Raw genomic sequence first — 12,792 nt, 5'->3', positions numbered from 1 at the left:
AGTGGTTTTATATATGTTTGGGTTAAAAGATGTGCAGGCGTTGTCGTTTTCAAAAGAATATATTATTTTTGTAATATTCTAAAATCATGAAGTAAAATTTATGCTGAAGATACTTCTTAAACTATGGTGGATAGAAACACGGCGCACTTTCAATTGGAAGAAAATGGGCATTTTTATTTATATTCTCTTCATCATGGCTTCTTTCCTGATAAGTTTTTACGTGGGTGGAGGCAGCTCCGTGATGGAACAGATGGGCGATTTGCCATTTGAACGCGTTGCCACGGTGATGGGACTGGCCTTCGTTTTGCCTGACTTTCTGTTGAAACTCACGATGAAGCAGGACGCCGCTATCATGGACGACTACCTGAAAGCAAAGCCTGTTACGGAACGCACGTGGAACAAATTCCTTATTCTTTCCAATCTACTTGATTACTGGAATTACATGGTGCCGCTCGTTATGGCACTGATTTATTTCATCTTCATGCCGGTCGGCTACGCGTTGCTGGCCACGCTGATGACCTATGTGCTGTCGGTGGCCGACGGTTTGGCCATCACCTGTTTGCACAAGGCTGACGATTGGGCCCGCAAGTTGGCCGTCTGGGTAGGCCTGTTGTTCTACCTTTTTATCCTGACCCTTTACGCGTTCTGCTTCATCGGCCTTGGCGCCGTGGCTCATATACTGGGTATGATGGCCCTGTCGGGCCTTGCCATCTATGTGCTCTACCGCTATCTCTGTGCCATGCGGGTCTACAACGACCACAAAGACCAAGCCTCTTCTGTGCGCAGCATGGGGCGAGTGTCGCTTCTGAGTTTGGAATACCTCTGCCTGATACGAGCCAAGCGCCTGCGCCAGAGCTTGATATTCGGCCTCGTTATTATTGTTCCGCAAATCTATGCGCAGTCCTCCACATTCGGTGGCGACAGCGGAATCGACCATGGTTTCATGGCATTCTTTATGTATTTCTCCGTTGCTTTTCCGTCTATCATTCTGGGACAGTGGGTATTCGGTGTGGAAGCCAACTTCTTTCACGGTCTGATGACTAAACCCGTGTCGGTTTATCGCCTGCTGCTCAATAAGTATTATTTCTATATGCTCATCAATCTGGTGGTCTTTTTATTGCTCGTGCCGGGCCTGTTGATGGGCAAATGGAGCCTCGGGTTCCTGTGCAGTGCCGCGTTGTTGGCCATCGGTACCAATCTGTTGCTGCTGCCAACCTGCCTTTTTTCCACCCGTCTCGACGTCTTCTCGTCGGCTTTCTTCAATTATCAGGGAGCCAATATGTCTATCAATGTGTATTCTTTTGTGCCGTTGGTGCCGATGATTGGCTTTGCCTTTGCTTTCGCGTGGCTGCCTCCCGTGGTGGCCGAATGGATTACTTCGCTTGTAGGTATTGGCCTAATTGCGGCTCATCGACCCATCATCAAGCGTGTGGCCGATATGTTTATGGCCCGGCGATATGAACGAATGGAGAAGTTAGGAGAGTAATGAAACATTTTTCTTATGATACAAATATCCAATCTTAAAAAGGTTTACCGTGACAAAACTGTGATTGATATTCCGGAACTGACCATCCGTGATGGCCAGCTGATCGGTCTTGTGGGTAACAATGGCGCAGGCAAGACCACGCTGATGCGCCTTATTCTCGACCTCATCAAGGCCGATGAAGGCAGTGTGGAGAACGAAGGAAAGCTCGTTCATGAGAGTGATGACTGGAAAACATTTACCGGTTCGTTCATCGACGGGCGCTTTCTAATCGACTTTTTCACGCCCGAAGAGTATTTCGCGTTCATCGGTAAGGTCTATGGTTTAGACGAAACGACCATCCATCAACGGCTCGCGGGCTTCGAGGCGTTGATGAATGGCGAGATTCTCGGTACAAAGAAATACCTGCGCGACTTCTCCGAAGGCAACCGACAGAAGGTCGGTATCATCGGAGCCATGCTCATTCAGCCGCGCGTACTCATCCTCGATGAACCTTTCAACTACCTCGATCCGTCGTCGCAGATTCTCATCTCCAAGATGATAGAACGCGAATGCCGGGAACGAGGCACCACGGTCATCCTCTCCAGTCACAATCTCAACTTCGTATCCGATATATCCACCCGCATTCTCTTGTTGGAGAAAGGCCTTATTATCAAAGATTTGGCGAACGTGGAGGGTCGTGCCATGACCGAACTCGAAGCCTATTTCGATATTGCCGACGCAACGCAGCCTGCTGCCGAGCTGTAAGAATCGCGCCAAATCTTGCGTCTATTGCTGCAGTAAAGATTATTAAAAATAAAATCATTTTTTTGCTATCTCATTGATTCATCGTACTTTTGCAGGAAATATAACAATAATTAGATATTAGTTTTATTATGGCAAAGAAAGCACTTCTGATGATTCTCGATGGTTGGGGAATCGGAAAACACGGTAAAGGTGACGTTATTTACAACACGCCAACTCCATATTTAGATTATTTGACAGCTGTTTCAGCGCATTCAGAGCTTCAGGCCAGCGGCGAAAACGTAGGCTTGCCCGACGGCCAGATGGGTAACTCAGAGGTGGGACACCTCAATATCGGCGCCGGTCGTGTGGTTTATCAGGATCTCGTTAAGATTAATCGTGCGTGCGCCGACGGTTCTATCTTGAAGAACGAAGGCGTCGTTGCGGCTTATACCTACGCCAAAGAGAAGGGCAAGAAGCTCCATCTCATGGGTCTGACGTCTGACGGTGGCGTTCACTCTTCACTCGATCACCTCTTCAAGTTTATTGAAATCGGTAAGGAATATGGTCTCAAAGATCAGGTGTTTGTTCACTGTTTCATGGACGGACGCGACACCGACCCACGTAGCGGTAAGGGTTTCATCGAGCAAGTACAGGCTTGCTGCGACAAGAATGACGCCCACATTGCCGGCATTATCGGTCGTTTCTACGCCATGGATCGCGACAAACGCTGGGATCGTGTGAAAGAAGCGTACGACCTTCTCGTTGAAGGAAAGGGCAAACAGGCCACCGATATGGTGCAGGCCATGCAGGAAAGCTATGATGAGGGCGTGACGGACGAGTTTATCAAGGCCATCAACAATGCCAAGATTGATGGCACAATCCAGGAAGACGACGTAGTAATCTTCCTCAACTTCCGTAACGACCGTGCTAAAGAAATCACCGCTGTACTCACGCAACAGGATCTTCCTGAAGAGGGAATGCACACGGTTAAGGGCCTGCAATACTACAGCATGACGCCCTACGACCCCAATTTCAAGAACGTAAACGTACTCTTCCCGAAAGAAAACGTGCAAGATACGCTCGGCGAATACCTGTCGAAACTGGGCAAGAAGCAGCTTCATACGGCCGAAACAGAGAAGTATGCCCACGTGACCTTCTTCTTTAACGGAGGTCGTGAGGCTCCTTTCGAGGGCGAAGACCGCATCCTTGTGCCTTCGCCTAAGGTAGCAACCTACGACCTGAAGCCTGAGATGAGCGCTTACGAGGTGAAGGATAAGCTCGTGGCCGCTATCAAGGAAGACAAGTACGACTTCATTGTTGTGAACTTCGCAAATGGCGATATGGTGGGCCATACGGGCATTTACAACGCCATTGCCAAAGCTGTTTGGGCGATAGATCAGTGCGTGAAGGAGGTAATCGAGGCTGCCAAGGCCACCGGTTATGAAGCTATCATCATCGCCGACCATGGCAATGCCGACAATGCGATCAACGAAGACGGTACGCCCAACACGGCTCACTCGCTGAATCCGGTGCCTTTTATCTATGTAACGGATAACAATTCGGCCAAGGTAAAGAACGGTCGGTTGGCCGACGTGGCCCCTTCTCTGCTCCATATCATGGGTTTGGAACAGCCGACAGACATGACGGGCGAGTGTCTGATTGAAGATAAATAAGCAATTAAACAAACTAAATAGAATCGGAAGTTACGCATTCGTAGCTTCCGATTTTTTGTTTTAGGTGTCCTGCGCTATCATCTGATAACCCCGAAGACCCAGTTCTGCCCGTTAAGCACCTTAGAATGAGCAGGCAGAACAGTCGCTTATGATAATGTTTTGTGAAAAGACTTACTTTTCGTAGTTTATCATTATCTTTGCAATCATTATTAACTGTCTGTATGAACGTAAAGATAGAAGAATCGTGGCGGCAGCATCTGGGTGCCGAGTTTGAGAAGTCTTACTTTGTGAATCTCACCCGATTGGTGCGTGAGGAGTATCAAAATCATGCCTGTTATCCGCCGGGACAGTTCATTTTTAATGCTTTCAACCTCTGTCCTTTCGACCGAGTGAAAGTCGTTATCATCGGCCAAGACCCTTACCACGAGCCCGGTCAGGCCATGGGATTGAGCTTCTCGGTGCCCGATGGTGTGCCGGCACCTCCGTCGCTCATCAACATTTTCAAGGAAATAGAAATGGATTTGGGCAAGCCTATGCCCCGCAACGGCGACCTGACTCGCTGGGCCGACCAGGGCGTTTTGCTGCTCAACGCCACGCTCACCGTGCGGGCACATGAGGCCAACAGCCATCAGCGGCTGGGCTGGACCACGTTTACCGACGCGGCCATCAAGGCCCTGAGCGATCACCGCGACAACTTGGTCTTCATGCTGTGGGGCGGTTTCGCCCGTGGCAAGAAGTATCTCATCGACACCCATCGCCATTACGTTCTGGAAAGCGTCCACCCCTCGCCCTTGTCGGCCAACCATGGCGGCTGGTTCGGCAATCACCAGTTCTCCCGCTGCAACGCTTTCTTAGAGAGTAAGGGGCTGGCACCCATCGAGTGGTAGCTTTTTTAAGTTGACGAGTAAACGAGTTGACAAGTTGACGAGTTGTTAGTTGACGAGTTGACGAGTTGTTTGTTGGCGAATTGTTCGTTGATGGCAATATGGATGGCAGTCCATGCTCAAACTGTAAAATCAACATGAATCAAGACGAATTGCGTATTTTGCAAGTGGGCGACGTATTGGTTTCGCCCGATATTATCACCGAAATGTTTTGCTGCGACCTGGCCAAATGCAAAGGTAAGTGCTGCGTCGAGGGCGACGCGGGGGCTCCCGTGACGCTCGATGAGATAGGAAGCATCGAAGAGTCGCTCGACGCCGTGTGGCCACGGATGAGCGCTTCGGCTCAGGCCGTGGTCGACCGGCAGGGCGTGGCCTATGTAGACCGTGAGGGCGACCTTGTGACGAGTATCGTGGGGGGCAAGGATTGTGCCTTCACCGAGTATAAGGATCTGACGCTCGATGACGGAACCGAGGTGAAGGATTGCTGCCTCTGTGCCTTGGAATGCGCTTTTCGTGAGGGCAAGACACAGTTCGTGAAACCCGCTTCGTGCGCCCTTTATCCCATCCGCGTGAAGGAGTTCGGCCACGGCCTCACGGGAATCAACTATCATCGGTGGGACATCTGCAAGGACGCCGTGGCTAAAGGCCGTGCCATTGGCATGCCTGTCTATAAGTTTTTGGCCGGTCCCTTGAAGCGTCGGTTCGGCGAAGCCTGGTATCGGGAGTTGTGCGAAGTGGCCGAAGAAATTCGTACTATGAACCAAATTTAACAGAATCTGCGCGGTAGATAGCTCGAAAGACGGGTAGGTGGTGGGATACTGAATAAACGTCAGTTTTTTTTACAATAGCCCTTTGCTGCTTGTGTTATTCTGAAAAATTTTTCTTTCGCGTCCAAATACGCGAGAATTTCGCGTGTTTGTATTTATCTGATAATCAACGACTTCTCTTTTCTTTACAGCTTTTCGGCTTCCTTTTGCCCCTTACCGTATATGCTTTTAGCCCCTCATCGCAGCCCTTTTGCACGCTAAAAGCATAGCTTTTGGCGCCTCAAAGCATAGCTTTGATGAGTCGAAAGCATATATAATGAGAAATTTAAGCAAAATATTCATCCCTAATCGCTCCATTTTCATGTCCGTTTCGCTCTAAAAGGACCAAAAAAGCAGAGCTGTTTTTTCGTTAAAATTCTTGACAATTCTTGATATGTACCCTCCTTGCTTATTGTGAATAGTACTTAAATGTTAGGAGATAAATTTGTTGTGATAAGAAATAATGCCTACCTTTGCCGAACATTAATAATCATTTTTTTGAGCAAAATTAACGCCTGTACGTAGGCCCTATCTACTGAATAGAGTTGCTTAAACTGATACTGTGAGAAGGCAAAGATTGAACGGTTTACCGGATTCTTCTGTTCCGTTAGTTTAAGAAGTTAGAAAAGTTGCAAAAATATGATTTAAAATAAAGAAATGAAAAGACTTTTACTATTTATGTCGTGTTTGCTGACCGTGGGTTTGGCAAACGCTAAATTGACAGTGGCCAAAGAAAGCGATGGCACGGTTGTGTTTACACTGGAAGCCTCTGGCGACATCGCGAATGAATTTACGCCTGTGTCCGGCGAATGGGCGAAATACACGCCGTCTTCACTTGTGCAGCCTTGCTTGAACACGCTCAAGCTGAAAGTGGTAACCAAAGGTGGAGTTACGATGACGAGTGACGATTTGAAGAGAATCTGTGGTATGGCGGACGAGGAAAATAATTTTCCTCAACTTCAGACGCTCGACTTGGAGAATGCAGCGATCGCAAATGATAATGAGCTCACAAACCTAAAATTCATGGACCATTTGAAGACCGTTACCTTTCCGCGGACGACAACCACGATTCCGGCTTATTGTCTTGCAAATGGCAGTTGCCAAATCGAGAATGTCGTCATTCCAAATAACAGCGGGCGAAGCGTGACCATAGGGGCGCAGGCTTTCGGTTCTGCTTTGAAAACGGTGAAGCTGGGTGAGGTCGATCCTAACGGAAATAGTGAGATTAGACAACATGCTTTCATGGGATGTACCGCGTTGACATCTGTTGATTTTTATTTTGGCTGGAAGACGATAGGACAACAGGCTTTCTTCGATTGTTCTGCGCTGAAATACGTTACTTTGCCTGAAGGTCTTGAAACGATCAAGAATGGAGCCTTTTCAGGTTGTGCCATTGAAGCGATTCATTTGCCGAATACATTGAAAAAGATTGAGGCCACGGCTTTCAGGTGTCATTATTTACAATCGATTACGATTCCGGCAAGTGTAGAAGAAATTGAGAGTCAGGCTTTTCAGGAAAACTATGCGCTGAAGGATGTGTATGTGTTGGGTGAGAACACGAAAGCCGGCACTCAGGCTTTTGACGAAAATGCGGTCAGCAACTTTCAATATTCTAATCCTACCCATATCACCCCCGTGACGAGAGACTGCTATAAACGCGGTGACGGGAAAAGCTTTCTTGCATTGCTTCATTTTCCGGAATCGGCCAGAAGTAAATACGTAAATCCAAGTTCTTCCGGGTTAGGTGGTGATACGGAGAATGTCGCGGCGGAAGATGGCAATATTTGGCCTACGAAAGAGAACGGTAAGTACACAGTAACAACGGGTGACTATGCGGGTTGGAAGAACTTTGCGATTACGACTAAAATCAAAGATGATGAGACTTGGGTAGACGAAACTCGTGTCGACGATGTATGGTATTCCATGTGTCTGCCTTTCGATTTGACGGAAGCGCAGCTGAAGAGCGCTTATGGCTCCACGGTTGAGGTTGTGGAATTCTCGGGCGCGACCATTACTTCTAAGGGAGGTACCAATTATCTTACGTTGGCATTTAAAACTCCTGTTACGGAGACCAAGGCACACCATCCTTACATGATTCGCCCGGCGCTTCACGCGGGTAGCGCTACCGGTATGAAAGTGACGATTATAGGCGTCAACAAGCAGCCTGAAAACGAATCATCTCTTGAAAATGTGACATTGACGACTACCGATGGCATTAGCTATAAGTTCATCGGTAACTATGCGCAAGGCAAGGCCATGCCTGCCAACAGCTATTTCTATTATAACGGCAAAGGGGCTACAAACGGCAGTTTTGATTCCGGTTTCTATAAGCGAACCAAGGAAGGTGGCACATGGGGCAAGTACACGGCCTTGGTGTTGGCTTCTGCTACAGATGGCGTGAAGGCGAAGGCGTTTACGAATTTCTTCACGAGTTCGATTGACCATGAGACAACCGGCATAAACAATATTACTTCTGAAGGTGCCGGTACCAAGCGGTTGGGCGGAAAGATGGCCGATAAGGTAATCAATCTGAATGGACAGGTTATGCGCAATGGCAGTTCGCTTGAAGGTCTGCCAAAGGGCATTTACATCGTGAATGGAAAGAAATTTGTTGTACGTTAATTAGCAGAAAGAAATGAAAAAGACTTATATAGCGCCATGTATAGAAATTTTCGCGGCTCAATTTGAATCTCATTTATGTGCAGCCTCGAAAAGTGAGTATGACTTGGGGAAGCCCGGACAGGAAAATGGTGAGTCGGGAGGTATCAAGTCTGATGCAGACGGTGAAATTCCCAATATCAACAGTGCCAAACAGGGAGGTTTCTGGGAAGATTAGGAAGACTGATTGTCTTTCAGCAATCAGACGGATATAAATATCCGCAATGTTCCATGAACGGGCATTGCGGACGTTATTGCTTACGAAAAATAGGCTTGCAAGAAATGAAATCGGAGTGTTTTCATTCTTGCAAGCCTGTTTTCATTGTAGAACGACTGCGCCGTTGGGTTTATTTCGCCTTGCCGGCACGTTCTCTTCGTAGGATGTTTTGCATGCGGAAGACCACTTCGGGATGGGTTTCGGCCACGTTGTCACGCTCGTATAGGTGCTTGGCGCGGTCGTAAAGTTGCGGCAGCGGCAGGTTGCCCGTTTCTATCTTGGGTCCCCAGGTAATCATCTTCGGACCGTCGTTCGGCTCGATGTATCGCCAGTCGGCCGTCTGAACCGAAAGCACGTGCGTGTTGGACTGCCCGAGTACGTAGTCGCGTCCTTGCCTGTCGGTGCCGATAAGGGTGGCGAGATAGTCGCGGCTGTCGGGCGCGCTTCCACGGGGCAGGCGTGCGTTGATAAGGCTGCCGAGCGACGCCATGAGGTCTATCTGGCTGAGGAGGGCGTCGGAAGTGTCGCCGGCGGCGACACGCGCGGGCCAGCTGACGATGAAGGGGATGGCCGTGCCGCCCTCGAAAGCGCTGTACTTGTTGCCACGAAACGGGCCGGCGGGACTGTGACCGTTGAGCAGTTCCTCGGCGCGGTCGTCGTAGCCGTCGTCGACCACGGGGCCGTTGTCACTCGTCAGAATCACAAGCGTGTTGTCGGCAATCTTCAGCTGTTCCAGCGTTTTCATGATTTCTCCCACCGACCAGTCGAACTGCGCGATCGCGTCGCCGCGCAGTCCCATGCCGCTCTTGCCCCGGAAGCGTGGGTGTGGGAAGCGGGGTACGTGCACGTCGTTTGTGGCAAAGTACATGAAAAAGGGGTTGTCCTTGTGTGCCTTGATGAAGCCGACGGCGTGCGCGACGAGCGAGTCGGCGATGTTCTCGTCTTTCCACAGGGCCTTGCCGCCTCCTCTCATATAGCCGATACGGCCGATACCGTTCACGATTGACATGTCGTGACCGTGGCTTGACCTCTGATTGTAGAGCAATTCCGGATGGTCGGCTCCCGTCGGCTCACCGGGAAAGTTGGCCTTATAGCTCACCTCGATGGGATGTTCGGCGTCGTAGTTGGCCACGCGCCCGTCCTGAATGAAGACACAAGGCACCCGGTCGGCCGTAGCCGCCATGATATAGTGTCGGTCGAAGCCCAGGTCGCCGAGTCCCTCGGGCAACGGGGCGTTCCAGTCCTGCCGTCCGGTTTGGTCGCCCAGCCCCAAGTGCCACTTGCCGATGGTACAGGTGGCGTAGCCCACGCTCTTGAACATATCGGCCATGGTGAACTGCGCGGGCTTGATGATCATGCCCGCGTTGCCCGCGGCGATGTCGGTGTCGGGGCGTCGCCAGGCATATTCGCCCGTCAGCAGTGAGTAGCGCGACGGCGTGCTCGTGGCGGCGACGGCATGTCCGTTGGTGAAGCGAATGCCGTTGCGGGCCAACCGGTCTACGTTGGGCGTCTCCACATTCTTGGCGCCGTAGCATTGCAGGTCGCCGTAGCCCAGGTCATCGGCCAGGATGATAATCACGTTGGGCGTCTTCCGCCCGTTGTTCGGTTTCTTGGCACTCTTGGCTGAGCCTGTCATCGGAGCGACGGCGGGCGCCAAAAGAGCCAACGTCAATAGTTTGTTGTTCATTTGTTACCTTTATTTATCGGATTCTCTAAGATTCGGATTGATATTCTGTTCCGACAAGGGGATGGGCCATGTGTAGTCCTGTGGCGTAATACACTTATGAGAATAATAACGTTTTGTCTTGTCAACGGCTCCTGAAATGGACATCCTTGCCTTCTATCGTATAACCGAACCGATAGGTGGCCGCGATGATTTTGACGGTTTCCATCAGATTATCGAGGGGCAACTTGCCTGTAAATGTGCCAAGCGGCTTGTTGGCATGGACGAAGAAGCGCGTCCGATAGGCGTTTTCCAGCTCGCGCAGAACGTGGGGCAGGGGTTGTCCGTTGCATACCAACAGGTTGTTTTGTAAAGCCTGTAGCGTGCTTTCCGTGTGCTGTCGGCTTACCGTTATCTCGCCCGTGGCATAGCGGAGCGTAGCCGTTTCGCCCGGATGTACGAAAGCTTCCGCGTCGGTTTTCAGGGAGGTGAGCTTCACAAGTCCCTCTTCCAAGGTCAGTTGGGCTATGTCGCGGTCTTTTCTGGCGTCCAGATAGAATTTCGTTCCCAACACATGTACCTTCAGACCGTGGGTGTAAACGTTGAAAGGGCAGTCGTGTATCTTGGCCACTTCGAAGCGGGCATGTCCGTCGAAAGCGACATCACGTTCCTTGCGGTTGAAATCCCGGGCGCAATAGGACAGGCGGCTGTTGTAGTTGAGGGTGGCCACAGAGCCGTCGGGCAGAACAACGGTGGCTTGCTCGCCTTTCTTCGTGACGATGGTCGTCCTGCTGTCGAAGGCTTGTTGGCTTTCGTGATAAAAGTAATAGGTAGACACAAGCAGGATAGGAAGCAAGAGAGAGGCGGCAACCAAGGCTATCCGCTTGACAAGGGATATCGACGGTTTGCCGTCGTTTGCGGGGAGGTTGCGGTCGATACGTTCCTTCAACGCTTTCAGACGGTCATCGGAAACGTTTGCCGCGCTCAGCTCTTCGTCGAACCATGCGGGCGCTATCAGCTGTTCCATCTCATGGTTGTCCATGCGTGTCACCTGCCGTTTCCATTCCTTCAATTCGTCAGGATTCAGCCAGTCGTGTCTATATTTGTCGTTCAATTGATTGTCCATGGTTCTATTTTTATTGTATAGACGTCGACATCTTGAAAAGATACCATCGTTATTTGTTAATAATCAGTAACAGCGATTGCAGCAGTAAGATCGTAATGGAAGCGAGTTTGTCGCGTAGCGTCTTCATGCCGGCAGACAGCGCGTTTTTGACAGTCTGCTCACTGAGATGAAGTTCCGCGGCAATGTCCGCGTTGCGCATACCTTGGAACTTGGCCCTTTGGATGACGTTTCGCTGTGTTTCGGACATTGATTTCAGGATGGCGTTGAGTCTGTTGACAAACTCTTCGTATTCGATCCGTGTGCTGCTGTCGGTTTCCGAAGCCGCTTTGTATTCGACATATTCCCGGTAGGTGGGTGAGAGAAGCCGGCGTCGGTAGGTGTCGATGACCGCATGATGGGCGATGGTGAACAAAAGCGACTTGAGCGATTGCCTTTTCTTGATATGCCGGCGGTTGACCCATAGCTTGCAAAATACCCCTTGCAAGATGTCTTCGGTGTCTTCTGTCGTTTTGGAATATTGCATGCAGTAGGCATAAAGGCGCTTGGCATACATATTATATATAAGGTCGAAAGCCTCGTGGGAATCTTGACTCAAGGCTTCGATCAGCTTTTCTTCCGCGATTTGCATTTTGTTAAAATTACGAAACCTGTAAGAAATTATCCTCGCCGGTATTCTGTGGGACTCACGCCGACGTGTTCCTTAAAGTATTTTCCCAAGAAACTCTGAGTGGGAAAGTGCAGGTCTTGGGCAATTTCCTTAATGCTTTTAGTCGTATTGCGCAGCAGATTGCATATTTCGAGCACCACATAACGGTCGATCCATTCGTTAGGCGTCTGATGGCTGATAGCTTTGATGGTTTCGGAAAGATATTTGGGCGAAATGCAGAGTTGCCCTCCATACCAGCCGACCCGCCTTTTCTCATGATAGTTGGCTTCGACCAACTGGATGAACTCTTTGAAAATTTTGTCTGCCCGAGTCTGCTTCACGTTTTCGGTATTCATGATATGATAGAGCGAATTGCTGATATCATAGATGACCGTGGAGAGAAGAGAGCGTGCTACTTCGCGCCGGAAGTGATGGCTTTGGTCTTCTACCTTGCTTTTAAGTGACCGGTAGTATTCCTGAATCATGTCTGACTCGTCCTGCGATAGGGTTACGACGGGATGGTTGCGTGAAAAGATGAAGAGCGAAGAGAGCTCGTGCACGTCGGAAACAATCTCACGATAGAAGTCATACGACACCATGATGGCTATGCCGCTACAGTCGCGGCTCAGTAGATAGTCGTCTACCACCTGACCGTTACTGATGATCATGATGTCGTTAGGCTTCACCTTATACTCGATGGTGTCGACGGTATATTGAGCTTTGCCCTTGAGGCAGAGCGCTATCAGTAGGCTTTTCATGCGGCGTGATTCGCCGGGTAGGGGGATATCGGCCACTTCGTCGATGAGCAAAAGGTCGTTGTCGATATGGCTGCCTCGGTATAACCGTAGTGCGGACTCAATGTCGATGGTCTCAATGTCGTTGCTGTTCATGCTGAATGTTCTGTCGTCGT

The 12,792-nt window shown here is 49.9% G+C and carries 11 protein-coding genes; 7 read left to right on the top strand and 4 right to left on the bottom strand.

Annotation, left to right across the window (positions count from 1 at the left end; genetic code table 11):
- Window positions 1–100 precede the first annotated feature (100 nt).
- The 7 genes from JHU38_RS00145 (at window position 101) to JHU38_RS00115 (ending at window position 8,408) form a co-directional block, all read left to right on the top strand.
- Entirely contained in the window at window positions 101–1,486 is a 1,386-nt protein-coding gene (locus JHU38_RS00145) for a DUF5687 family protein (protein WP_107581598.1), read from the top strand.
- 15 nt (window positions 1,487–1,501) lie between these two features.
- Window positions 1,502–2,230, top strand: coding sequence for an ABC transporter ATP-binding protein (locus JHU38_RS00140; protein WP_107581599.1), 729 nt, complete (start codon window positions 1,502–1,504; stop codon window positions 2,228–2,230).
- 128 nt (window positions 2,231–2,358) lie between these two features.
- A complete protein-coding gene (gene gpmI / locus JHU38_RS00135) occupies window positions 2,359–3,882 on the top strand; it encodes a 2,3-bisphosphoglycerate-independent phosphoglycerate mutase (RefSeq protein WP_107581600.1) in 1,524 nt (507 codons plus the stop codon).
- Window positions 3,883–4,103: 221 nt separating this feature from the next.
- Window positions 4,104–4,769 carry a uracil-DNA glycosylase gene (ung, locus tag JHU38_RS00130; RefSeq protein ID WP_107581601.1) on the top strand — a complete coding sequence of 222 codons (666 nt, stop codon included), beginning with the start codon at window positions 4,104–4,106 and terminating at the stop codon, window positions 4,767–4,769.
- Between the two features lie 134 nt (window positions 4,770–4,903).
- Window positions 4,904–5,536, top strand: coding sequence for a DUF3109 family protein (locus tag JHU38_RS00125; protein ID WP_107582351.1), 633 nt, complete (start codon window positions 4,904–4,906; stop codon window positions 5,534–5,536).
- Between the two features lie 693 nt (window positions 5,537–6,229).
- Window positions 6,230–8,194, top strand: a complete 1,965-nt coding sequence (locus tag JHU38_RS00120) for a leucine-rich repeat domain-containing protein (RefSeq protein WP_107581602.1) — start codon at window positions 6,230–6,232, stop codon at window positions 8,192–8,194.
- A gap of 13 nt (window positions 8,195–8,207) precedes the next feature.
- Window positions 8,208–8,408 carry a hypothetical protein gene (locus tag JHU38_RS00115; protein ID WP_107581603.1) on the top strand — a complete coding sequence of 67 codons (201 nt, stop codon included), beginning with the start codon at window positions 8,208–8,210 and terminating at the stop codon, window positions 8,406–8,408.
- A 169-nt stretch (window positions 8,409–8,577) separates the two neighbouring features.
- Here the strand turns inward: JHU38_RS00115 and JHU38_RS00110 are convergent, their stop codons facing one another.
- The 4 genes from JHU38_RS00110 to JHU38_RS00095 all read right to left on the bottom strand — a co-directional run bounded on the left by JHU38_RS00110 (window position 8,578) and on the right by JHU38_RS00095 (window position 12,772).
- Window positions 8,578–10,134 (bottom strand): sulfatase family protein, encoded by a 1,557-nt coding sequence (locus JHU38_RS00110; protein ID WP_107581604.1) that lies wholly within the window; start codon window positions 10,132–10,134, stop codon window positions 8,578–8,580.
- A 121-nt stretch (window positions 10,135–10,255) separates the two neighbouring features.
- Window positions 10,256–11,236: a FecR family protein gene (locus JHU38_RS00105; RefSeq protein WP_107581605.1), complete on the bottom strand. Its 981-nt coding sequence runs from the start codon at window positions 11,234–11,236 to the stop codon at window positions 10,256–10,258.
- A gap of 49 nt (window positions 11,237–11,285) precedes the next feature.
- Window positions 11,286–11,864: an RNA polymerase sigma factor gene (locus JHU38_RS00100; protein WP_107581606.1), complete on the bottom strand. Its 579-nt coding sequence runs from the start codon at window positions 11,862–11,864 to the stop codon at window positions 11,286–11,288.
- 29 nt (window positions 11,865–11,893) lie between these two features.
- Window positions 11,894–12,772 (bottom strand): helix-turn-helix domain-containing protein, encoded by an 879-nt coding sequence (locus tag JHU38_RS00095; protein WP_107581607.1) that lies wholly within the window; start codon window positions 12,770–12,772, stop codon window positions 11,894–11,896.
- Window positions 12,773–12,792 lie beyond the last annotated feature (20 nt).

It is taken from the genome of Prevotella illustrans (assembly GCF_017426725.1).
Classification (GTDB): Bacteria; Bacteroidota; Bacteroidia; order Bacteroidales; family Bacteroidaceae; genus Prevotella; species Prevotella illustrans.
This window is presented reverse-complemented; position numbering and strand designations above follow the sequence as displayed.